This is a genomic window from Allobosea sp. BH3, from assembly GCF_025499465.1.
Lineage (GTDB): Bacteria > Pseudomonadota > Alphaproteobacteria > Rhizobiales > Beijerinckiaceae > Allobosea.
This window is the reverse complement of record NZ_JAIMCA010000009.1, coordinates 1-23517: the sequence shown is the minus strand read 5'-3', so window position 1 is coordinate 23517 and position 23517 is coordinate 1. Positions and strand designations below refer to the sequence as shown.

Below are 23517 nucleotides of genomic sequence, written 5' to 3'. Positions count from 1 at the left end.
CAAGAGAAGACCGTCACTGCAAGGAGCGACAGCGACGAAGCAATCCAGAGGGACGTCGAGCTCTGCCGCCCCTGGATTGCTTCGCGAAGCCTGTCCTCGGGCTTGCCGAAGGCAAGACCCGGGGGCTCGCAGTGACGTGCGGAGGTCGGCCCGCCCTATTCCCCTACCTTCGCCGGCTTGATCTCATGCTTCAGGATCAGCGGCGTCTGCGCCAGCGCGAACGCCATCGTCAGCGGCATCACGCCCCAGACCTTGAAGGCGACCCAGAAATCCTGGGTCTGCGTGCGCCAGACCGCCTCGTTCAGCGCCGCCAGCACGAAGAAGAACAGCCCCCAGCGGAAGGTCAGCTTGCGCCAGCCCTCCTCGTCGAGCTGCAGCACCGTCTCCAGCACGAGCGCCAGCAGCGAGCGGCCGAAGAACAGGCCGCCGAGCAGCACGCAGCCGAACAGCGTGTTGACGATGGTCGGCTTCACCTTGATGAAGAAGGCATCGTCCAGCGCCAGCGTCAGCCCGCCGAAGACGGTGACGACGACGGCGTTCACGATCGCCATGCGCGGCAGATAGCCAAGCAGCGCCCGCGACAGCGCCAGCGCCACCAGCGAGGCGACGATGAAGATGCCGGTCGCGACGAAGATGCGCCGGTCCTCGGCCACGCCGAGCAGGCGGTCGCCATAGGAATTGGCGAAGAAGAAGATCGCCAGCGGCCCGAATTCCAGCGCGAGCTTGAGCAAGGGGCTGACCGTCTTGCGTTTGGTCGCCTCGGCCGGAACCTGCCGTATCGTCTCGCTCACGCCGCTTCTCCCAATCCCGCCACGGCGCGGGCAAAATCGCGCGCCGAGAACGGCTCCAGATCGTCGACGCTCTCGCCGACACCGATGAAATGCACGGGCAGCCCGAACTGCGCCGCCAGCGCCACCAGGATGCCACCGCGCGCCGTGCCGTCGAGCTTCGTCATCACGAGCCCGGTGACGCCCGCCGTCTCGCGGAACGCCTCGACCTGCGAAATCGCGTTCTGGCCGACCGTCGCATCGAGCACCAGAAGTGCCGCATGAGGCGCACTCGCATCCTGCTTGCGGATGACGCGCACCACCTTGGCGAGCTCGTCCATCAATCCCTGCTTGTTCTGCAGCCGCCCGGCCGTATCAACGAGCAGCACGTCGGTATTGTTCGTCTTGGCCTTCTGCAGCGCCTCGAAGGCGAGGCCGGCCGCATCGGCACCCTGCTGGCCATGGACCACTTCAGCCCCGGTGCGCTCGCCCCAGACCCGCAGCTGCTCGATCGCAGCAGCGCGGAAGGTGTCGCCGGCCGCGAGCATCACCGACTTGCCCTCAGCCCGCAGCTTCGCCGCAAGCTTGCCGATGGTCGTGGTCTTGCCGGAGCCATTGACCCCGACCATCAGGATCACGAAGGGCTTTTTCGTGGCGTCGATGGCAAGCGGCAGCGCGACGGGGCCGAGGATCGTCTCGACCTCCCGCGCCAGGATCGCCTTCACCTCGGACGGCTCGATCTGCTTGTCGTAGCGCCCCTCGCCCACCGCCTTCGCGATGCGCGCGGAGGTTGCGAGACCCAGATCGGCCTGGATCAGGATGTCCTCCAGATCCTCGAGCGTGCCGGCATCGAGCTTGCGCTTGGTGAAGAGGTCGGTGATGCCGGTCGTCAGCGCCGAGGAGGTGCGCGACAGCCCCTCCGTCAGGCGCCGCCACCAGCTCCGCTTCGGCTGGGCCGCAGGCGCCGGCTCGGATTCCGGTGCCGCGAAAGGCTCAGGCTGCGGAGCGACGACAACAAGCTCAGGTTCCGGTTCCAGCTCAGCCGGCAGCTCGGGGATGTCGACCGGCGGCGCTGTAACGATCGGCTCGGCAACCGGAACGTCCACCACAGGCGCTTCCGCCTCGGCGCCCGGCAGAGCGACGACCGCTTCGGTCTCCGGCTTCGGCTCCTCGACGGGCTCCAGAGCGGGCTCCGCAACCGTTTCCGGGGCCTGCGCCGGCTTCGCCGGCTCCTCGTCGCGTCCGAACAGCCTCGACAAGAAGCCGCGTTTCTTCGGTTCGGTCTCGCTCATCGTCATCCTGTCGTCGGTTCGACGGCCCATTTGGTTGCGCCGCCGTGCCGGTTTCGCTAGCGCAATGCCATGACCGCGCCGGATCAACCAGAAAATTCGCAGTCGCAGCCGCCGATCGATGCGGAGCTGCCGGTGCCGCTGCTCTATCGCGACGCCATGATGCTCGTCATCGACAAGCCGGCCGGCCTGCCCGTCCATCGCGGCCCCCAGGCGAAGCAGCGCGTGATCCCGGTCCTCACGGACTATCTCGATGCCTTGCGCTTCGGTCTGCCCCGCAAACCGGAAGCGGCGCACCGGCTCGACAAGGACACCTCCGGCTGCCTCGTCCTCGGCCGCCACCCGCGCGCCATGGCCGAGCTCAACCAGATGTTTCGCGATGGGCGCATCGGCAAGACCTATTGGGCGATCGTGCAGGGCAGCCCCGAGCAGGATGAGGGGCTGATCGACCTGCCGCTGGAGCGCCGCTCGCCCGAGAGGGGCTGGTGGATGAAGGTCGATCCCGCCGGCCTGCCCTCGCAGACCCGCTACCGCGTGCTCGGCCGCGGGCAGGACGAGACCGGCCCGCTCGCCTGGCTGGCCATGGAACCGCTGACGGGCCGCACCCACCAGCTGCGCGTCCATTGCCAGGCCTCGGGCTGGCCGATGCTCGGCGACGAAATCTATGGCTCCGCGCCGCGCGAGGGCGGCCCGGGCCTGCAACTCCACGCCCGCTCCATCACCGTGCCGCTCTATCGCAAGCGCGAGCCGATCCGTGTCGAGGCCCCGCCGCCGGAGCATATGCTGGCCGCGCTCGAGGCCTGCGGCTGGAGCGAGTCGGCCTGATCAGGCGTCATTCTCGGGCTTGACCCGAGAATCTCATCACCGGCGGCCTCTGGTTCCGAGATGGTCGGGTCAAGCCCGACCATGACGCTAGGAAAATCCTAGTTCCCCAGCCCGTCGATGGCCCGCGCCAGCTTGACGTCGAGCTCGGTCAACCCGCCGGCATCATGGGTGGCGAGCGTCACCTCGACCGTCCGATAGACATTCGACCATTCCGGGTGGTGGTTCATCGCCTCCGCCAGCAGCGCGACCCGCGTCATCCAGCCGAAGGCCTCGTTGAAATCGCGGAAGACGAAGCGTTTCGTGATCGCCTCGCGGCCCTGCGCGAGCTTCCAGCCCGTCAACGTCGCCAGCGCCTCGGCCTGGGCCTCGGGGCTGAGCCGCTTCGGCCGCGTCATCTCCGGATCTCCCGCGGCAGCCGGTTCGGATAGGACGGCCCCAGCGGATAGGCGGCCTCGAGCACATAAGGCCCGCCTCCGGTCGATTCGCGCGAAGACATCAGCGCCACGCGCCGCGCCGTGAAGGTGATCGGCCGCACGATCGGGTGCAGGCTGAGATAATGCGCGACCTCGACCGGGGAGGTGTCGCGCAGCCGCGCTAACGTGACATGCGGCACGAATTTGCGCCCCTCGACCGGAAGGCCGAGGCGGCGCATCTGCCGCTCGACATCGGCCTGCAGCTCGGTCAGCGCTTTCGAGGGCTGGACGCGCGCAAAGACGGCGCGCGGCTTGTCGCCGCCGAAGGAGCCTAGCGCATCGAGCGTCACCTCGAAGGGATAGGCCTGCAGATCGGAGAGCATGTGGTCGGCATCGTTCGCCATGCGCCGGTCGACATCGCCGAGGAAGCGCAGGGTGATGTGGTAATCGGGCGGCTCGATCCAGCGTCCGCCCGACAGGCCGCCGCGGTGCAGGGTCAGCTCGCTGGCGACCTCGGCGGGGATTTCCAGAGCGATGAACAGCCTCGGCATGAGCGAATCCCTGCCAAGCGATTGTGACTCTGGCGAGACGGTAGAACAGGAAGCCGTCTCACGGAATCGCTATTGCGCGTATTCCACCGGCCATACCCGGCCCTACCGCCTCGTCATACCGGACAGGCGGCCGCAAGGCGCGCCTATCCGGGATGACCGTATTCAACCCGAAAACCCGAATCAGGGGCAGGGGTTTCCGACGAGCTGGTGAATCGTGTCGATCTTCGCCTCGATCTCCGGCGGGAGCTTGACGTCGATCGAGGCGATGTCGGTCTTCAGCTGCTCCATCGAAGTCGCCCCGATGATGCTCGACGTCACGAAGGGCCGGCTATTGACGAAGGCAAGCGCCAGCTGCGCCGGGTCGAGCCCCGCCTCGCGAGCGACCTGGATATACAGCCGGATCGCATCCTCCGCGCCCGCGCCCTCATAGCGCTGGCCGCGGTTGAAGAGCGTCGTGCGGGTTCCGGCGGGTCGGGCGCCGTCGAGATACTTGCCGGTGAGATAGCCCTGCGCCAGCGGCGAATAGGCCAGCAGCCCGACATCCTCGCGCAGCGCCACCTCGGCCAGCCCCGTCTCGAAGGTGCGGTTCAGCAGGTTGTAGGCGTTCTGGATCGACTGGACGCGCGGCGTTCCGCGCGCTTCCGAATCGGCGATGAAGCGCATCGTGCCCCAGGCGCTCTCATTGGAGAGGCCGAGCTGGCGGATCTTGCCGGCCTTGACCAGTTCGCCGAAGGCGTCGAGCTGCTCGGGGATCGAGGCCTCGTCGGCGGCCTTCTCATAGGATGCGGCCGAGAAGCGCGTCGGGTTCGAACCCCAGGGCACCGTCCGCTCGGGGAAATGAAGCTGGTAGAGGTCGATATAGTCGGTCTGCAACCGCTGCAGGCTCTTGTCGACCGCCTCGAAGACCTGGGCACGCGTCACCCGCGTCGGGCCGCCATCGTCCCGGAACCAGGTGTTGCCGCCACGGCCACAGACCTTCGAAGCGAGGATGACCTTGTCGCGGTTCTTCCGCGCCTTGAACCAGCTGCCGATGATCCGCTCGGTCGAGCCCTGCGTCTCGGGCCGGGGCGGGATCGAGTACAGCTCGGCCGTGTCGAAGAAGTTCACGCCCTGCTCGACGGCATAGTCCATCTGGGCATGGCCTTCGGCCTCCGTGTTCTGCTCGCCCCAGGTCATGGTTCCGAGGCAGATCACCGAGACCTTGAGATCGGTGCGCCCGAGACGGCGGTATTCCATGGAAAAGCAACTCCGGAAGCGATGCCGGCAGGCGGCAGGCAAGAATCAGGCGAGAAGCGGGAAATCCGTCCGGGGCGGACGGATGGAGAGGATCAGGGCTTGGCGGGCAGCGTGGCGATGAAGCGCTCGACCGTCGGCAGGATGGAGCGGACGATGACGTTGACGCCCTCGGCCGTGGGATGGAGCCCATCCGGCAGGTTCAGCGCGCGGTCGCCCGCGATGCCTTCCAGGAAGAACGGGTAAAGCACCAGCCCGTGCTTTTCCGCAAGCTCGCGGTAGATGGCGTCGAAGCGCTTCGCATAATCGGCACCGAGATTGCGCGGCGCATACATGCCGGCGAGCATCACGGCGATGCCGCGCTGCTTCAGCCGGGTGATGATCGCTTCGAGCGCCTGGCGCGTCTGCGCCGGATCGACGCCGCGCAGCGCATCGTTCGCTCCGAGCTCGACGATCACGCCGTCGGTCCCGTCCGGCACCGACCAGTCGAGCCGCTCAAGCCCGGCCTGGCTCGTGTCGCCGGAGACGCCGGCGTTCACGATCTCGACAGCGACCCCCTTCCGGCGCAGCGCTTGCTCCAGAACCACCGGAAAGGCCGCGCTGCCGGGGAGATTATAGCCCGCCGTCAACGAATCGCCGAGCGCCACGAGCTTCACGGGCTTGGCCTCAGGAGCGGGCGCCTGGGCCGAAGCCATGCTGGATGCACCGGTGAGAGACAGCAGGAAGACGATGAAAAACGCCGCAGCGGATTGGACAAGCGCGAAGGCGCGCCCATATCGCGGCACAGCACCGATGGAAGCGTAAGTCAGGATCATGGCGTGATGAGCGAGAAAGCCGCCCCGGCGATAGAGTTGCAGGATGTGCATCTGAGTTTGGGGCGTGGCGCCGCCCGCGTCCATATCCTCAAGGGGGTCTCCGTATCGCTCAACGATGGCGAGGCGACCGGCCTGGTCGGCCCCTCCGGCTCGGGCAAGTCGACATTGCTGATGACCATGGCCGGCCTCGAACGCCCCGATTCCGGCCTCGTCCGCGTCGCGGGGCAGGATCTCGGCGCGCTCGACGAGGACGGGCTCGCGGTCTTCCGCGGCCGGCATATAGGCATCGTCTTCCAGTCCTTCCACCTCGTGCCGACCATGACGGCGCGCGAGAACGTCGCGCTGCCGCTGGAACTCGCCGGCCAGGCCGATGCCTTCGCGCGCGCCGAGGCCGAGCTTCGCAGCGTCGGGCTCGGGCACCGCATGGACCACTATCCCGCCCAGCTTTCCGGCGGCGAGCAGCAGCGCGTCGCCATCGCGCGGGCCGTCGCGCCCGATCCGGCGATCCTCGTCGCCGACGAGCCGACCGGCAATCTCGATGAATCGACCGGCCGCTCCATCGTCGACCTGATCTTCGCGCTGAAGCGCGAGCGCGGCGCGACGCTGGTGCTCGTCACCCACGACCTCTCGCTCGCAGCCCTCTGCGAGCGCACCGTGCGGCTCCGCTCGGGCGTGATCGAAACGGAAACCGAAGCGGCGGTCGCCTGACGATGCATGCTCCCGTCAAGCCGCCCGCAAACCCGCCCTCACGCTCGTTCGGCATCGGCCTCGCCTTCCGACTTGCCATCCGTGACCTGCGCGGAGGCCTGAGCGGCTTCGGCGTCTTCATCGCCTGTCTCGCGCTCGGCGTCATGACCATCGCGGCTGTCGCCTCCGCCTCGCGGGGTCTGACAGAGGGGCTGGCCCGCGAAGGCCGGCGCATCCTCGGCGGTGACACCGCCTTCAGCCTGATCCATCGCGAGGCCACGCCGCAGGAACTCGCCTTCCTGACGGCGCGCGGCACCGTCTCCAGCATCGCCGGCATGCGCGGCATGGCCAATGCCGGCGACAAGGGCGCTGCCCTCGTCGAGATCAAGGCCGTCGATTCCGCCTATCCGGGGATCGGCAGCGTCGAGACAGATCCGCAGCAGCCGCTGCCCGGCTTGCTGGAACAGCGCGGCGACATTTTCGGCGCGACCGCCGACCCTGTCCTCTTCGGCCGGCTCGACCTCAAGCCCGGTGACACCATCCGGCTCGGCGACGCAACGCTCCAGCTTCGCGCCCATCTCGTCTCCGAACCCGACAAGATCGCCGCCGGCGTCGGCTTCGGCCCGCGCCTCCTCATCTCGCAGGAGGCGCTGCGCGCGACCGGCCTGCTCCAGCCGGGCAGCCTGATTCGCTGGACCTACCGCGTCCAATTGCCCCAGACCGCGACCACCGACGCCGATCTCGACAGGCTGATCGCCGATGCGGGCCGCGAACAGCGCGATGCCGGCTGGGAAATCCGCTCCCGGGCCAATGCCGCGCCGAGCTTCCAGCGCAATCTCGAGCGCTTCACCCAGTTCCTGACCCTGGTCGGCCTGACCGCGCTTCTCGTCGGCGGCGTCGGCGTCGCCAATGCGGTGCGTCGCTTCGTCGAGGCCAAGAAGCTCGATTTCGCCACCATGAAGGCGGTCGGCGCCTCCGGAGGACGTGTCGTCGCGATCCACCTGACCGAGGTGATGCTCGTCGCCGCGGTCGGCACCACGATCGGCCTCATCCTCGGCGCCGCGGCCCCCTTCGGCCTCGGCGCGGTCGTCCAGAGCATCCTGCCCGTGCCCTTCGAGCCGACGCTGGCGCCGGGCGAGCTCGCGGTCGCGGCGCTCTACGGGCTCCTGACCGCACTGGTTTTCGCCATCATCCCGCTCGGCCGGGCGCACGACATTCCGGTCTCGGCCCTGTTCCGCGACCAGGTGGAGCCGAATTCCCGCCGTCCTCGCTGGATCTATCTCGCGCTTTGCGGGGCCGCGCTGGCAGGGCTCGTCGGCGTCGCCTTCGCCTTCGCCTATGATCGGCGCATCGCGCTGATCTATATCGGCGTGATGTTCGGCGTCTTCCTGCTGCTGCGCGCCGTCTCCACCGGCCTGATGGCGCTGGCCCGGCGCCTGCCCCGCCCGAACCGTCCTTCGCTGCGCATGGCGCTGGCCAACAGCCACCGGCCCGGCGCGCTGACGCCCTCACTCGTGCTCTCGCTGGGTCTGGGCGTAGCCCTGCTCTCTGCCCTCTCCTTCATCGACGCCAGCCTGACGCGGCAGCTCACCGGCGCGCTGCCGGACAAGGCACCGAGCTTCTTCTTCCTCGACGTGCCGAGCCGCGATGCTGATCGCTTCGACGCCTTCCTCGCCGAGCAGCGCCCCGGCGCCAAGCTCGAGCGCGTCCCGATGATGCGCGGGCGTATTCTCTCGGTGAACGAAACCCGCGCCGAGGACATCAAGGCCAGCGAGCAATCCGCCTGGGTGCTCGATGGCGACCGCGGCATTACTTATGCCGCCGCCCTGCCGGAGGGCTCCCGGCTCGCGGCCGGCGAATGGTGGCCGGCCGATTATCGCGGCGAGCCGCTGGTCTCCTTCGACGCGCAGAATGCCGCCGGCATCGGGCTCAAGATCGGCGACCGGCTCACCGTCAACGTGCTCGGCCGCAGCATCACCGCCCGCGTCGCCAATCTGCGCACGGTCGACTGGCGCTCCTTCGGCATCAACTTCGTCATGGTGTTCTCGCCGAACACCTTCGCCGGCGCGCCGCACACCAATCTCGCCACCGTCTCGACCAGCCCGGACGGCAAGGGCGTGACCGATGCCGCGCTGATGCGCCGGCTCGCGCTCGACTTCCCGGCCGTCACGGCGGTGCGGGTCAAGGACGCGCTCGAGGCGGTCAACACCATCGTCGCCCAGCTCGCCATGGCGATCCGCGGCGCCTCGGGCCTCGCCATCGCCGCGAGCCTGCTCGTGCTGGGCGGCGCGCTCGCCGCCGGCCAGAGGGCGCGGCTCTATGACGCGATGATCCTGAAGACGCTCGGCGCGACCCGCCGCTTCATACTTTCGTCGTACGCCCTTGAATACGCGGCCATCGGCCTCGTCGCAGCCCTGTTCGGGGTTGTCGCGGGTAGTGCGGCGGGCTGGGGCATCGTCACCCAAGTGATGCGCATCGATTTCGTCAGTGATCCGACCGGCGCACTACTGGCCGCGACTGCTGCTGTCGGTGTTACCGTCCTGTTCGGGCTCGTGGGGACGATAAAAATACTGGCGAAAGCGCCGGCTTCTCATCTCAGGAATTTATGATGACTATCTGAGAGAGGCATAAGAAAGACATTAAAGTCCTGTCACTTTGCATAGGACTGGCGTCGAACTTCTATGACCCGCCCCGCCTTAACCATGGCGGGGTCTTGTAAGAACCGGAAAAGCCCCTCATATTCCCCTCATCGCGCTGACCAAGCGCGAGGACGGCTGGCGCTCGCGCGCCCTCCGTCGTCCGAAACTACGTCAGGGGAAACTCTCTTAATGAGCAACTTCGACCGCAATGCTCCAGTCTGGGGTGCCGGCCGCGCACAGCAGACCAGCGCCGTCGAGATGGATCAGGGCCTGCGCTCGTTCATGCTCGGCGTCTACAACAACATGTCGATCGGCCTGGCCATCACCGGCCTGTTCGCCATCGGCATCTCGATGTTCGCCATTGCCGGCTACACGCCGACCGGCAAGGTCGCCGGCCTGACGCCGCTTGGCGTCGCGCTCTTCGCCAGCCCGCTGAAGTGGGTGGTGATGCTGGCTCCGCTCGCCTTCATCTTCTTCTTCTCGTTCAAGGCCGAGAGCATGAGCTCCTCGGCTGCGCGCAGCATGTTCTTCGCCTTCGCTGCGGTGATGGGCGTGTCGATGGCGTCGATCTTCCTCGTCTACACCAGCGAGTCGATCGGGCGCGTCTTCTTCATCACGGCTGCGGCCTTCGGCGGCCTGAGCCTCTTCGGCTACACCACGAAGAAGTCCCTGTCGGGCATGGGCTCGTTCCTGATCATGGGCCTGATCGGCCTGGTGATCGCCTCGCTGGTCAACATCTTCCTGGCTTCGAGCGCGCTCGGCTTCGCGATCTCGGTCATCGGCGTGCTCGTCTTCGCCGGCCTGACCGCCTGGGATACGCAGCGCCTGAAGGAGATGTATCTCTATTCCGACCTCGACGCCGAGTCGGCGGCGAAGCTCTCGGTGAACGGCGCGCTGTCGCTCTACCTGAACTTCGTCAACATGTTCCAGATGCTGCTTTCGCTCTTCGGCAATCGCCAGGAGTGAGCATCGCCAGGCTTCCCGCTAAAGCGGGCAGCGTCAGCCCCGGCCTCGCGGCCGGGGCTTTTTGTTTGGCCGGGTGCCGTCGGCACGGCTTCTCCTTGGCATGGGCATTGCTCAAGATCGGGCCATGACCACGCCCACGATTCGCCCTGCCACCCCTGCGGACATTCCCGCCATCGCCGGCATTTATGCCCATGCCGTGCTCCACGGCACGGCCTCCTGGGAGCTCGAGCCGCCGGGAGAGGCCGAGATGCTGCGGCGCTACGAGGCAATTCTAGCGGGCAGCTATCCCTATCTCGCCGCCGACAGGAACGGGGAGGTGCTGGGCTATGCCTATGCCGGCGCCTACCGGCCGCGCCCGGCCTATCGCACCACGGTCGAGAACTCGATCTACATCGCCCCCGCAGCCCAGGGCCTCGGCGTCGGCGGCCTGTTGCTGGAAGCGCTGATGAGCGCCTGCACGGAACGCGGCTTCCGCCAGATGATCGCGGTAATCGGCGATGGCACCGGCGCGTCAGTCGGCTCGCGGCGGCTGCATGAGAAGGCGGGCTTCCGGCTGATCGGCATCGCCGAGAAGGTCGGCTTCAAGCACGGCCGCTGGCTCGACCAGATGCTGATGCAGAAGGAGCTGGGCGAAGGCGCGTCGACGCCCCCGTCCTTTTGAAGGCGAAGGGGGCGATACAGATGAGAAATCAAGCCCTTAACTGACGACGCTCAACTGCTTGTCGAGCACCTTGAGCACACGGGAAAGCTCGGAGCCGCGCTTCAGGATGAGCCCCGTCGCCGCGACCACCGAATAGGCGCCCTGCCGGCGCGCGAGCGCGGGATCCTTGACGATGCGGTAAAGCGGCATCTCGGAGGAGCGTCGGAACACCGAGAACTGCGCCTTGTCCTTGAGAAAATCGATGGCGTAGTCGCGCCATTCGCCCGCCGCGACCATGCGGCCATAGAGATTGAGCAGCTCGCTGAGCTCGCGCCGGTCGAAGGTCACGGTTGTCGGCCGAGCCGGCGCCGGGAAATGGACCACCGCGCCGGCCTGCTGCGATTGCGGCGTTTCGCTTTCGCTCATGGCGCCTCCCTGGCAGGGCCTCTCCTGTTCGCTCTGGCAATGATGCGCCTGCACTCCTGCGCTGGCAAGAGATCGATTGCCGCGCGGACCCGGTGGAACCCGGTGCAAGGTCCCATTCGAAATGCCGCATTTTCGCCGCGAACGCGCCAAGCGAGCGCCAAGTTGCGCGGTTCAACTCCCCTCGTTGCCTCGACGGCCCGGCTTTGCTGAGCTCCGGTTTGTCAGCCCCCCAGCCCCCCGGAGTTCCGGCGGAGCCGGGCCTTCAACATCGAGGCCAACTAGCGGCTGGCGTTACGCCGGCCGTTTTCTTTTGCGGGATGCCTTTCCCGCCTCAGCGCGCCTGGCCGTGATATTCGGCGTTGGGCCTCATATCGACCGCCGAGGCCATCCGGTTCGACATGTTGAAGAAGGCCGCGACCGCGCCGATGTCCCAGATGTCGCGCTCGCCGAAGCCGGCCTTGCGCAGGGCCTCCCGATCCGCCTCCTCGACCAGATGCGGCGTCTCGGTCAGCTTGACCGCGAAGTCGAGCATGGCGCGGTGGCGCGCCGACAGCTCCGCCGCCCGATAGTTCATCGCCATCAGCTCACCCAGCACAGGATCGCCGGAGAGCTGACGCACCGCGGCGCCATGGGCCGTGAGGCAGTAATAGCAGCGGTTCACGCTCGAAACCGCGACGGCGATCATCTCCCGCTCCAGCTTCGACAGTCCGGACGGCGCCAGCATCAGGTCGTTGTAGAAGGCGGCGAAGACGGTGAGCTTCGCATCGTCATGAGCATAGGAGAGAAGCACATTCGGCACGAAGCCGAGCTTCTCCCGGCACTTCTCGAAATACGCCTCGTTCTCCGCTGACAGCGGCGCTGGAGGCAGATTCAGCGCCATCACCACGGGCGGTGCATCCTGCGACGCCGGAATCTCGCCGAACTTGGGTTTGTCACGCTTTGTTGCCATGGTGCGTCCTCTCGCTGGGTCGCGGTCGATTTGCCGCTTTTCCAGGCAAGGCAAGTTGAAGGGCTGCGCAGCCTATGCCATCGCTGCGGAGGGACAAATGGGGGATGCGACATGGGCAAACGGGTGACCAACGCGACTGCGGGGTCCATTGCCGCAATCGGATCCGCGGCCGCGGGGCTCAAGAGCACCATGCCGGCGGAATTCCCCGCTTTGCTCTACGGCCGTTCCGTCGCCGAGGACCTCGATGCGCTGCCGCCGGAACTCCTGGCACGGGCCGCTGCCGCTGCCTATGAGCACCTGACGGAATCCCGAAAGCCCGAAACGATCAATCTGCGTTTCCGCGATGACGAGTTCGGCGAGGGCGAGCGCCGACGCCAGATCACGATTCTCGAGGTGATCAACGACAACAAGCCCTTCCTGCTCGATTCGACCTTGGCCGAGTTGCAGGAGCAGGGCCACGAACCGCGCCTTGTCGCCCATCCGATCCTGGCCGTGGCGCGCGATGCCGAAGGCAAGTTCCTCTCGCTGGCCGGAGAGGCGGCCGGGCGCGCCCCTGAAGGCACGCGACGCGAGAGCCTGCTGCACATCCATATCGACCGCATCGACACGCCCGAGGCTCGCGAGCGCCTGCGCGCCGCGCTGGACCGCGTCTATGCCGATGTCGGGCTGGCCGTCGACGACTGGGCCGCCATGCGCGGCCGCATCACCGAGGTGATCCAGGCCTATCGCGCCAATCCCCCGCCGCTGCCGGAGGACGAGATCGCCGAGGCATTGCAGTTCCTCGAATGGATCGCCGGCGACAATTTCACGCTGCTCGGCATCCGCGCCTACCGCTTCCCCGGCGGCGATGTCGCCGCGGACCCGATCGAAGGCTCGGGCCTCGGCATCCTGCGCGATCCCGCCGTCAAGGTGCTGCGCCGCGGCCACGAGCTGGTCGCGATCACGCCCGAGATCCGCGCCTTCCTGGCCAAGCCCCAGGCGCTCATCATCACCAAGGCCAACGTCAAGAGCCGCGTCCACCGGCGCGTCCATCTCGATTATGTCGGCGTGAAGCTGTTCACCCCCGAGGGGCGGCTCGATGGCGAGTTGCGCATCGTCGGTCTCCTCACCTCCAACGCCTATACCGGCAGCGCCCAGGCGATTCCCTATCTCAGGCTCAAGGTCGCCCGCGTCACCCGCAGCATCGGCTTCGACCCGGCGAGCTATTCCGGCCGCGCGCTGATGAACGTGCTCGACGCCTATCCGCGCGACGAGCTCTTCCAGATCGACGTGCCGACGCTGGAGCATTTCGCCCTCGACGTGCTGCAGCTCACCGAGCGGCCACGCGTGCGGGCGCTCGCCCGCGTCGACGAATTCGACCGTTTCGTCTCGATCCTCGTCTTCATCCCCAAGGACCGCTACGACACCACCGTCCGCCAGCGCGTCGGCGAGTTCCTGGCGCGGATCTACAAGGGCCGCCTCTCCGCCGCCTACCCGGCCTATCCGGAAGGGCCGCTCTCACGCACCCACTACATCATCGGCCGCGATGACGGGAAAACGCCGAAGATCGACCGCGCCACGCTCGAATCCGGCATCGGCGCCATCATCCGCACCTGGAGCGACGGGCTGAAGGACGTGCTCGACGAGCAACGGGCCGGTCCCGCCGCCCGGGCGCTGGCCGAGCGCTACGCCACCGCCTTCGGCGCCGCCTATCGCGACCGCTTCTCCCCCGCCGAGGCGCTGGTCGACATCGACCTGCTGCAGCAGCTCACGCCCGAGCGGGCCCGCGCGGTCAACCTCTATCGTCGCGAGGGCGACGACGCCACGCGCGCTAACCTCAAGGTGTTCTCGCGCAGCAGCCCGATCTCGCTCTCGGCCCGCGTGCCCGTGCTTGAGAACATGGGCTTCCGCGTCATCAACGAGCGGACCTACAACGTGCTGCCGCAGGGCAGCGGCACCGAGGGCGGCGAGAGCATCCGCGTCTGGCTGCACGACATGACGCTGGAGCGCGCCGACGGCGGCACGATCGATATCGAGCGCCTGGACCCGACCATCGAGGCCGCGCTGATGGCGCAGTTCCGCGGGCTCGCCGAGTCCGACCGCTTCGACCAGCTCGTGCTCTCCGCCGGCCTTGCCTGGCGGGAGGCGGCGCTGCTGCGCGCGCTGGGCCGCTATCTGCGTCAGGCCGGTGCGCCCTATGCCCAAAGCTACATCGCCGATGCGCTGACCCGGCATTCCGAGATCGCCTCCGCGCTCGTCGGCTATTTCTTCGCCCGGTTCGACCCGCGCATCCCGACGGGCGAGCGCGAGCAGCGCACGGCGCAGAAGCGCGAGGAGATCGAGCAGGCGCTCGACGCCGTCACCAGCCTGGACGAGGACCGCATCCTGCGCCGCCTCGTCAACCTGGTCGACGCCGCGTTGCGCACCAACTTCTTCCAGACCGCGCCGGACGGGCATCCGCGCCAGACGATCACCTTCAAGTTCGAATCCGGCAAGGTCGACGGGCTGCCGCTGCCGCGCCCGCTCTACGAGATCTTCGTCTATTCGCCCCGCGTCGAGGGCGTGCACATGCGCTTCGGCAAGGTGGCGCGCGGCGGCCTGCGCTGGTCGGACCGGCCACAGGATTTCCGCACCGAGGTGCTCGGCCTCGTCAAGGCGCAGCAGGTCAAGAACGCCGTCATCGTGCCGGTCGGCGCCAAGGGCGGCTTCTTCCCCAAGCAGCTTCCCCCGGCTTCGGACCGCGCCGCCTGGCTGGCGGAGGGCACCGAGAGCTACCGCATCTTCGTGCGCAACCTGCTGGAGCTCACCGACAATCTCGACGGCGAGACGGTGATCCCGCCGGCCGACACGGTGCGCCATGACGGCGACGACCCCTATCTGGTCGTCGCCGCCGACAAGGGCACCGCGACCTTCTCGGACACCGCCAACGCCATCTCGCTGGAGAAGCATCACTGGCTCGGCGACGCCTTCGCCTCCGGCGGCTCGCAGGGCTACGACCACAAGGGCATGGGCATCACCGCCCGCGGCGCCTGGGAGGCCGTGAAGCGCCATTTCCGCGAGATCGACGTCGACATCCAGAGCACGCCCTTCACCGTGGCCGGCGTGGGCGACATGTCCGGGGACGTCTTCGGCAACGGCATGCTGCTGTCGCCCGCGATCAAGCTCGTCGCCGCCTTCGACCACCGCGACATCTTCCTCGATCCCGATCCGGACCCGGCCGCTTCGCTGGCCGAGCGCCAGCGCCTGTTCAAGCTGCCGCGCTCGTCCTGGGCCGATTACGACAAGACACTGATCTCCAAGGGCGGCGGCGTGTTCTCGCGCCAGGCCAAGAGCATCCCGCTCTCGGCCGAGCTGCGCACCCTGCTCGACATCGACCGCAAGGAGGTGTCCCCGCCCGAGCTGATGACCGCGATCCTGAAGGCGCGCGTCGACCTGCTCTGGTTCGGCGGCATCGGCACCTATATCCGCGCTTCCGATGAAACCGACGCCCAGGTCGGCGACCGCGCCAATGACGCGATCCGCGTCGCCGGCGCCGAGATCAGGGCGCTCGTGATCGGCGAGGGCGCCAATCTCGGCGTCACCCAGCGCGGCCGCATCGAGGCCGCCCGCAAGGGCGTTCGCCTGAACACCGACGCCATCGACAACTCCGCCGGCGTCAACACCTCGGACGTCGAGGTCAACATCAAGATCGCGCTCGCCGGCCCGGTAAAGGACGGGCGCCTGACGGAAGACAAGCGCAACGCCCTGCTCGCCTCGATGACCGACGAGGTCGGCGACCTCGTCCTGCGCAACAATTACCTCCAGACGCTCTCGCTTTCCCTGACGGAAGCACGCGGGATCGCGGCAACGCCGGGTCTGCGCTTCCTGATGCAGACGCTGGAACAGGACGGCCGGCTCGACCGTAGCGTCGAGTACCTGCCGAGCGATGCCCTGCTCGTCGAGCGCGAGAAGCGCGGTGAGGGGCTGACCCGGCCGGAACTCGCCGTGCTCCTGGCTTATGCGAAGCTCTCGCTCCACGACGCGCTGCTGGAATCGGCCATGCCGGACGACCCCTATCTCGCCAGCGAACTCGTCCGCTATTTCCCGAAGGCGCTGCGCGACGCCTATCCGGACGGCATCGCCAGCCACAAGCTGCGGCGCGAGATCGTGGCGACGCAGCTCGCCAACGCCATCGTCAACCGTGGTGGTCCCGCGCTCGTCCCGGTATTGGCGGCGCTGACCCGCTCTGACGCGCCGGCCATCGCCGCCGCCTACGCCATCGCCCGCGACTCCTTCGACCTGATCGCGCTCAACGGCGAAATCGACGCACTCGACGCGAAAATCCCCGGCAGGACGCAGCTCGGGCTATATGCTGCCGCCCAGGAGCTCGTCACCGACCGCATGGGCTGGTTCCTGCGCCACGGCGTCGCCAAGCCCGGCACCATCGAGCAGACCATCGCCCGCTATGCGAAAGGCGTCGCCGCGCTGGCCTCCGATCTCAGCGAGCTATTGCCCGAGGCCGCCGCGCAGGCGAGGCTCGCCCGCATCGCCGTGCTGACGGCGGAAGGCGTGCCGCAGACGCTCGCGGCCCGCATCGCCAGCCTGCCGGCGTTGGCCGAGGCGACCGACATCGTCGACATCGCCGAAGCGACCAAGCGCAACATCGACGAGGTGGCCCGCATCCATTTCGGTATCGATGCCCAGTTCGGCCTGACGAACCTGAAAACGGCCGCCGCCGCCGTCCCGGCGACCGACGACTACGAGCGCCTCGCCCGCGAACGTGCGATCGAGACCCTCGACGACGCCCATTCCAGCCTGACGCGCGAAATTGCGGCGAGCGCAAAGGCCAAGGGCACGCTGGAAAGCTGGCTCTCCGAGCGCGGCGAGGAGACGGAGCGGACCCGCACCACGGTCAACGCGATCACGAGTTCCGGCTTGACCCTGCCCAAGCTCATGGTAGCGGCAGGCATGCTGGCCGATCTGCCGCGCAAGAACCCCTGAGCGCAAGAGCGCCTGAACAGGATCAAGACGATGAGCGAGACCGACACCACTACACGGATCGACCCCAAGCTTCTCGAGATCCTGGTCTGCCCGCTGACCAAGGCGACGCTGGAATACGATGCGGCGAAGCAGGAGCTGATCAGCCGCGCCGCCAAGCTCGCCTACCCGATCCGCGACGGCATCCCGATCATGTTGCCGGAAGAGGCCCGGCCGCTAGAGGAGTGATGCCAAGGCGTCATTCTCGGGCGAAGCGAAGCTTCGACCCGAGAATCTCGTGCCGATAAAGGCGCCCATTCTTCAAGAGATGGTCGGGTCAAGCCCGACTATGACGACCTTTCAGAGCGCCTCGCCCCTGAGCAGCCGCGGCGGCGTTCCGGCGAGGCCTGCCGCCTCGCGGATGAGAAAGCGCTTCAGCCCGGGCAGCCGGTCCACCAGTCCGAGCCCGAGATCGCGCGCCAGCCGCAGCGGCGTCGCATCGTTCGAGAACAGCCGGTTGAGCCCGTCGGTCATCGCGCCCATCGCCACCGTGTCGAAGCGGCGCGCCTTCTCATAGCCCTCCAGAACGTCGAGCGCGCCGGGGTCGAGCCCGAGCCGCGCCGCATCGACGATCGTCTCCGCCAGCGCCGCGACATCCTTGAGACCGAGATTGAGCCCCTGTCCGGCGATGGGGTGGATCAGATGCGCTGCATCGCCCAGCAACGCGAAGCGGTCGTCGACGAAGCGGCGCGCCACGCCGAAGGCGAGCGGATAGGCACTCACCGCGCTTTCCAGCGCGATCTCGCCGAGCTCCAGCCCGAAGCGCGTCTCGATCTCGGTCAGCATGTCCTCATTGTCGAGCGACAGCAGCGCCGGCACATTCCCGGTGCGCTCGCTCCAGACGATCGAGGAGCGATGCCCGAGCCTGCCGCCATCGGCCAGCGGCAGGATCGCGAAAGGCCCCGACGGCAGGAAATGCTCGACGGCGCGGCCATGATGCGGCCGCTCATGCCCGACCGTGGCGACGATGCCGGACTGGCCATAGCCCCAGCCGACCCAGCCGATCCCAGCCTGCTCGCGGAGCTTCGAGCGCGCCCCGTCGGCCGCCACGAGCAACAGGGACGCCATGCGCGAATCATCGCCGAAGACGATTTCGACGGACCCCTCCTGCGTCGCGAAGCGCCGCACGCCGGTGGCGCGCAGCTCGACGCCCGCCTGCTCGCAGGCCGCCTTCAGACCCGCCACCAGCCCTGCGTTCTCGACCATATGCGCGAAGGGCTGTCCGGGCTCGACCTCGCCGTCGAAGGTCAGGAAGACCGGTCGCACCGCATCCTTCGTGCGGCTGTCGGAGATCACCATCTCGGTCATCGGCTGAGACGTCGCCGCCACCGCCTCCCAGACGCCGAGCGTCTCCAGCATGGCGCGCGCACCGGCCGCCACCGCATAGGCGCGGTTGTCTGCGCGCGGCGCGCCTGCCAGCGCCGGATCGGCCAAAACGACCGAGAAATCCGCTCCGAGCGCCTGTTTCAGCGCCAGCGCCAGCGAAAGCCCGGCAATGCCGCCGCCCGCGATGACGATGCGCGCCCGCCGGCCCTGCTCATTGGACATGCTATTGCTCCCCTAGATCATCGCGCGTCCTACCGGACGCGATCACGATGATCTATCCATCTGTTGTTGCATCGGATTCTTCCGAAAAGTGGATTCCACTTTTCGGTCCGATGCTATCGCGGCCGCGCTTGACGGCGCGGGATGCGTCGGTGCTGATGCGAAGCGAATCCGGCTGTTCATTCTGAACCGCCGGACGCCTCGTCAACCACACCGCGACGCCGCCGACAATGACACAGATCAGCGCCTCCCTGACGTCGATCCTCGACCTTGAGCCGCTGGAGCGCAATCTGTTCCGCGGTCGCAGCCCCAAATCGACCTGGCCGCGCGTCTTCGGCGGGCAGGTGATCGGCCAGGCTCTCTACGCCGCCTGCAAGACGGTGGAGGGACGCCAGCCCCATTCGCTGCACGCCTATTTCCTGCTGGGCGGCGACCCCGAGATCCCGATCGTCTACGAGGTCGACCGCCTGCGCGACGGCCGCTCCTTCACCACGCGCCGTGTGCTGGCGATCCAGAAGGGCGAGGCGATCTTTGCCATGTCGGCTTCCTTCCAGGTCGATGAACCGGGCTACGAGCACCAGATGCCGATGCCCGATGTGCCGATGCCCGAGGATCTGCCGGGCCGCGAGGAGATGACCGCAAGCCTGCTCCCGCACATGCCGAATCCCCTTCAGGCCTATTACCAGCGCCAGCGGCCGATCGAGATCCGCCCTGTCGAGCTGGAGCGTTACCGGACCGGCGGCAAGATGGAGCCGAAGTTCAACGTCTGGATCCGGGCGATGGAACCGCTGCCGGACGAGCCTGCACTTCATCAGAGCGTGCTCGCCTATGCCTCGGACATGATGCTGCTCGATTCCAGCCTGATCGCCCACGGCACCACGGTGTTCGACCAGAAGATCCAGGGTGCGAGCCTCGACCATGCGCTCTGGTTTCATCGCCCCTTCCGCGCCGACGACTGGCTGCTCTATTCGCAGGACAGCCCCTCGACCTCGGGCGCACGCGGCTTCTCGCGCGGGCTGATCTTCGACCGGCAGGGCCGGCTCGTCGCCTCCGTCGCACAGGAAGGGCTCATCCGCCCCCGGCCCGATCTCGGCTGAACGCCCGGCAGGAATAGATCGCCTGAACAGAGTTTAGGCGACTGTCTAGTATCTGTGCGAATGCCCAGAATTTAGGCGCACGCTTTTTTTACCCGAACGATTTGCTGCCATTCTGCCTCGGACAGCGCCGCGATGGCGCGCGAGGCCTGTTGGCACGCGCCTTGAATTGGGGGTCCAACGCGCTGTGGTCCGCAGGGCGCGCGACGGAGCAACGAGATCGCCGGGGCTGACGACTTGGCGGCGCAGACGGGGAAACCCAGCATATGAAAATCGTGATGGCGATCATCAAGCCGTTCAAGCTGGAGGAGGTGCGCGACGGGCTCACAGCCATCGGCGTCCACGGCCTTACAGTGACGGAAGTTAAGGGCTACGGCCGCCAGAAGGGCCATACGGAAATCTATCGCGGCGCCGAATACGCCGTGAGTTTCCTGCCGAAGATCAAGATCGAGGTCGCGGTCTCCGACGATCTCGTCGGCAAGGTGATCGAGGCGATCACCGCCGCCGCCCGCACCGGCCAGATCGGTGACGGCAAGATCTTCGTCTCGTCGATCGAGAAGGCCGTGCGCATCCGCACCGGCGAGACCGACGCGGACGCCCTCTGAGCCCCGACCCTTTCAGGAGTTTCCAGCAATGAATTTCAAGACTCTCAGCCGGGCCGGACTCGTCGGGCTCGCGCTCGCCGGCGTCGCGGGCTCCGCGTTCGCCCAGGCCCCCGCGGCCCCGACCCCGAACAAGGGCGACGTCGCCTTCATGATGAGTTCCACGGTGCTCGTGCTGCTCATGATCATCCCCGGCCTCGCGCTGTTCTACGGCGGCCTCGTCCGCAGCAAGAACATGCTCTCGGTGCTGACCCAGGTCTTCGCCATCACCAGCATCGTCTCCCTGATGTGGGTGATCTTCGGTTACTCGCTCGCCTTCACCAATGGCGGCGGCCTCAATGACTTCGTCGGCGGCTTCTCCAAGGCCTTCCTGCGCGGCGTCGATCCGACCACCACCGTCGGCACCTTCTCGAACGGCGTGGTCATCCCCGAGCTGGTCTATATCTGCTTCCAGATGACCTTCGCCTGCATCACGCCGGCCCTCATCGTCGGCGCCTTCGCCGAGCGCATGAAGTTCTCCGCGCTGCTGCTGTTCACCGTCCTGTGGGTCACCTTCATCTACTTCCCGATGGCCCACATGGTCTGGTACTGGGGCGGCCCGGACGCGGTCGGCAACGCCGCCAAGGCGCTCGCCGATGCCGGCGCTGACGGCAAGGTCGCTGCGCAGGCCGCTCTCGACGCGGTCAACGCCGATGCCGGCATGCTCTTCAAGTGGGGCGCGCTCGACTTCGCCGGCGGCACGGTCGTCCATATCAACGCCGGTATCGCGGGCCTTGTCGGCTGCATCCTGATCGGCAAGCGCATCGGCTACGGCAAGGAGCTGATGGCCCCGCACTCGCTGACCATGACCCTGATCGGCGGCGCCCTCCTCTGGGTCGGCTGGTTCGGCTTCAACGCCGGCTCGAACCTCGAGGCCAACGGCACCGCCGCCCTGGCGATGATCAACACCTTCGTCGCCACCGCGGCCGCGGCCGTCGCCTGGCTGTTCGCGGAATGGGCGGTCAAGGGCAAGCCCTCGATGCTCGGCATGGTCTCCGGCGCCGTCGCCGGCCTCGTCGCCGTCACCCCGGCGGCGGGCTTCGCCGGCCCGATGGGCTCGATCATCCTCGGCCTGGTCGCCGGCGTGGTCTGCTTCGTCTTCTGCTCGACCGTGAAGAACGCGCTCGGCTACGACGACTCGCTCGATGTCTTCGGCGTCCACTGCATCGGCGGCATCATCGGCGCCATCGGCACCGGCATCCTGGTCAACACCGCCCTCGGCGGCGGCGGCATCCCCGATTACTCCACGAAGCCGGGCGAGCTCGTCGTCGGCACCTATGAGTTCGGCACGGCCGTGATGGCCCAGATCAAGGCGGTGCTGTTCACGCTGGTCTATGGCGGCGTCGGCTCGGCGATCCTCTACAAGATCGTCGACGTGATCGTCGGCCTGCGCGTCACCACCGACCAGGAGCGCGAAGGCCTCGACATCGCCGAGCATGGCGAGCGCGCCTACCACAACTGATCCGCACTACGGATTCACGTGAAACAGGACCCCGGCGGGCAACCGCCGGGGTTTTTCTTTGCGGGCTGCGTCGCAGAGCTTCGCTCGGGCCCGCAAGGTTAAGCGGGTCTTAACCTCGCCTTCCTAACCTCCCGATCACGGCCGGAATGAAGCGGCCCAACAGTCCGGACCTCGACCGCCTCCGCATGCGCACCATCCGCCGCTCCCAATCGCTCATGGACCGCCTGCCCGATCCGGTGCGGGAGTTCCTGTCGCGCCGCGCGTCGGAGCTCACCGGGCTCGGCCTGCTGGCGTTGATGACAGGCATCGCGGTCGCGCTGGCGAGCTGGTCGGTCGATGATCCCAGCCTCAACAACGCCACCAGCGGGGCCGTCCGCAACTGGCTCGGGCGCCCCGGCGCCATGGTCGCCGATCTTCTGATGCAACTCGTCGGGCTCGGCGTCATCGCCCTGCTGTTCCCGCCGTTGATCTGGTCGCTGCGGCTGATTCGCTTTCACCTCTTCGACCGCGGCGCGCTCAAGCTCGGCCTCTGGGTCGTCGGCATCGCCGCCAGCGCCGCCGTCGCCAGCGCGCTTCCGGCGACACCCCGCTGGCCGCTGCCGACCGGCATGGGCGGCGTCATCGGCGATGGCCTGCTTTTCGGCACCCGCAACATCGCTGGCATCGCCGGCAGCGCGGTCGGCAGCCTGGTCGGCTTCCTCTATGCCGGCATCGCCATCCTCGCCGTCACCGCGGCGGCGGGCTTCGGCTTCGTCACCGATGAGGATCCGGTTTTCGACGAATCGGAAGCCGAGGACAGCTGGTCCGACGCCGAGGAGCGCCGCGACGACGAGCCGGGCATCGCCGTCATCCTGATCGGCTGGCTGGCCCATGCCGCGATGGCGCTGCGCGCGGCCATCCTCCGCCGCCTGCCGCAGCCGCCCCAGCCTGCAGTCGACACCGGCCTGATGCCGGCCGAGCGCCAGGGCCGCGTCCGGCGCGAGCCGCAATTTGGCGAGGCCCCCGCGCCGCGCCGCCCGCTACCCGAATTCGACCCCGAGCCGCTGCCGAACCCGCGCCCTCGCGCCGCTCTGGCCGAGCCGGAGCCCGAGGATTTCGACGACGTCCCCTTCGACCTGGACGACGAGCCGCAGGAGCTGCGCGACCTCAACGCCTCGCGCGTGACCCTGCCGCAGGCGGCGCCGAAGCCCGGCAAGCGCATCCAGCGCGAGGCGCAACCCTCCTTCCTCGACCGTGACTCCTTCGAACTGCCGCCGCTGACCTATCTGGCCGAGCCGAAGAAGGCCCCGGCGAACGCCGTCTCGGCCGACGCGCTGGAGCAGAATGCAACCCTGCTCGAAGGCGTGCTCGAGGATTTCGGCGTGCGCGGCGAGATCACGCAGGTCCGCCCCGGCCCGGTTGTGACGCTTTACGAGCTTGAGCCGGCTCCTGGCACGAAGTCCTCGCGGGTGATTTCGCTGGCCGACGACATCGCGCGTTCGATGAGCGCGATCTCGGCGCGCGTCGCGGTGGTGCAGGGCAAGAACGCCATCGGCATCGAGCTGCCCAACAACAAGCGCGAGACCGTCTTCCTGCGCGAG

At 67.7% G+C, this 23517-nt stretch carries 20 protein-coding genes; 11 read left to right on the top strand and 9 right to left on the bottom strand.

Annotated elements, in window-relative coordinates:
- Positions 1-155 precede the first annotated feature (155 nt).
- Positions 156-791, bottom strand: a complete 636-nt coding sequence (locus tag BoBH3_RS23930; RefSeq protein WP_262333375.1) for a septation protein A — start codon at positions 789-791, stop codon at positions 156-158.
- A complete protein-coding gene (gene ftsY / locus BoBH3_RS23925) occupies positions 788-2059 on the bottom strand; it encodes a signal recognition particle-docking protein FtsY (RefSeq protein ID WP_262333374.1) in 1272 nt (423 codons plus the stop codon). The genes BoBH3_RS23930 and ftsY overlap by 4 nt, the downstream gene beginning before the upstream one ends.
- 69 nt (positions 2060-2128) lie before the next feature.
- Here ftsY and BoBH3_RS23920 point away from each other — a divergent pair, with 69 nt between their 5' ends.
- On the top strand, positions 2129-2881 hold the full coding sequence (locus BoBH3_RS23920; protein ID WP_262333373.1) for an RluA family pseudouridine synthase: 753 nt from the start codon (positions 2129-2131) through the stop codon (positions 2879-2881).
- Between the two features lie 98 nt (positions 2882-2979).
- Here BoBH3_RS23920 and BoBH3_RS23915 read toward each other — a convergent pair whose 3' ends face one another.
- From BoBH3_RS23915 to BoBH3_RS23900, 4 genes are all read right to left on the bottom strand, one after another.
- A complete protein-coding gene (locus BoBH3_RS23915; RefSeq protein WP_262333372.1) occupies positions 2980-3276 on the bottom strand; it encodes a 4a-hydroxytetrahydrobiopterin dehydratase in 297 nt (98 codons plus the stop codon).
- Entirely contained in the window at positions 3273-3845 is a 573-nt protein-coding gene (thpR, locus tag BoBH3_RS23910) for an RNA 2',3'-cyclic phosphodiesterase (RefSeq protein ID WP_262333371.1), read from the bottom strand. Before thpR ends, BoBH3_RS23915 begins: the two co-directional genes overlap by 4 nt.
- A 180-nt stretch (positions 3846-4025) precedes the next feature.
- Entirely contained in the window at positions 4026-5081 is a 1056-nt protein-coding gene (locus tag BoBH3_RS23905; RefSeq protein ID WP_262333370.1) for an aldo/keto reductase, read from the bottom strand.
- A gap of 92 nt (positions 5082-5173) precedes the next feature.
- Positions 5174-5893 carry an arylesterase gene (locus BoBH3_RS23900; protein WP_410050649.1) on the bottom strand — a complete coding sequence of 240 codons (720 nt, stop codon included), beginning with the start codon at positions 5891-5893 and terminating at the stop codon, positions 5174-5176.
- Between the two features lie 6 nt (positions 5894-5899).
- Between BoBH3_RS23900 and BoBH3_RS23895 the strand changes: the two genes are divergently transcribed.
- From BoBH3_RS23895 to BoBH3_RS23880, 4 genes are all read left to right on the top strand, one after another.
- Positions 5900-6601, top strand: coding sequence for an ABC transporter ATP-binding protein (locus BoBH3_RS23895; RefSeq protein ID WP_262333369.1), 702 nt, complete (start codon positions 5900-5902; stop codon positions 6599-6601).
- 2 nt (positions 6602-6603) lie between these two features.
- On the top strand, positions 6604-9189 hold the full coding sequence (locus BoBH3_RS23890) for an ABC transporter permease (RefSeq protein ID WP_262333368.1): 2586 nt from the start codon (positions 6604-6606) through the stop codon (positions 9187-9189).
- 219 nt (positions 9190-9408) lie between these two features.
- On the top strand, positions 9409-10185 hold the full coding sequence (locus tag BoBH3_RS23885; RefSeq protein ID WP_262333367.1) for a Bax inhibitor-1/YccA family protein: 777 nt from the start codon (positions 9409-9411) through the stop codon (positions 10183-10185).
- 124 nt (positions 10186-10309) lie between these two features.
- Positions 10310-10846: a GNAT family N-acetyltransferase gene (locus BoBH3_RS23880; RefSeq protein WP_262333366.1), complete on the top strand. Its 537-nt coding sequence runs from the start codon at positions 10310-10312 to the stop codon at positions 10844-10846.
- A 36-nt stretch (positions 10847-10882) separates the two neighbouring features.
- Here BoBH3_RS23880 and BoBH3_RS23875 read toward each other — a convergent pair whose 3' ends face one another.
- Positions 10883-11251 (bottom strand): DUF2794 domain-containing protein, encoded by a 369-nt coding sequence (locus BoBH3_RS23875; RefSeq protein ID WP_262333365.1) that lies wholly within the window; start codon positions 11249-11251, stop codon positions 10883-10885.
- A gap of 331 nt (positions 11252-11582) precedes the next feature.
- The gene (locus BoBH3_RS23870) at positions 11583-12131 is read right to left on the bottom strand and encodes a peroxidase-related enzyme (protein WP_262333416.1); all 549 of its coding nucleotides are present in this window, start codon (positions 12129-12131) and stop codon (positions 11583-11585) included.
- Positions 12132-12311: 180 nt separating this feature from the next.
- Here BoBH3_RS23870 and BoBH3_RS23865 point away from each other — a divergent pair, with 180 nt between their 5' ends.
- Complete coding sequence (locus BoBH3_RS23865; RefSeq protein ID WP_262333364.1) at positions 12312-17159, top strand: NAD-glutamate dehydrogenase; 4848 nt, start codon at positions 12312-12314, stop codon at positions 17157-17159.
- Between the two features lie 30 nt (positions 17160-17189).
- The gene (locus tag BoBH3_RS23860; protein WP_262333363.1) at positions 17190-17384 is read left to right on the top strand and encodes a Trm112 family protein; all 195 of its coding nucleotides are present in this window, start codon (positions 17190-17192) and stop codon (positions 17382-17384) included.
- Between the two features lie 111 nt (positions 17385-17495).
- Here the strand turns inward: BoBH3_RS23860 and BoBH3_RS23855 are convergent, their stop codons facing one another.
- Entirely contained in the window at positions 17496-18743 is a 1248-nt protein-coding gene (locus tag BoBH3_RS23855) for a ubiquinone biosynthesis hydroxylase (RefSeq protein WP_262333362.1), read from the bottom strand.
- A 227-nt stretch (positions 18744-18970) separates the two neighbouring features.
- Here BoBH3_RS23855 and tesB point away from each other — a divergent pair, with 227 nt between their 5' ends.
- The 4 genes from tesB to BoBH3_RS23835 form a co-directional block, all read left to right on the top strand.
- A complete protein-coding gene (tesB, locus tag BoBH3_RS23850) occupies positions 18971-19837 on the top strand; it encodes an acyl-CoA thioesterase II (RefSeq protein WP_262333361.1) in 867 nt (288 codons plus the stop codon).
- A gap of 263 nt (positions 19838-20100) precedes the next feature.
- Positions 20101-20439: a P-II family nitrogen regulator gene (locus tag BoBH3_RS23845; RefSeq protein ID WP_262333360.1), complete on the top strand. Its 339-nt coding sequence runs from the start codon at positions 20101-20103 to the stop codon at positions 20437-20439.
- A 28-nt stretch (positions 20440-20467) separates the two neighbouring features.
- A complete protein-coding gene (locus tag BoBH3_RS23840; protein ID WP_316045129.1) occupies positions 20468-21937 on the top strand; it encodes an ammonium transporter in 1470 nt (489 codons plus the stop codon).
- 185 nt (positions 21938-22122) lie between these two features.
- A partial coding sequence (locus BoBH3_RS23835; RefSeq protein ID WP_262333359.1) for a DNA translocase FtsK 4TM domain-containing protein occupies positions 22123-23517 on the top strand: 1395 nt, incomplete at its 3' end.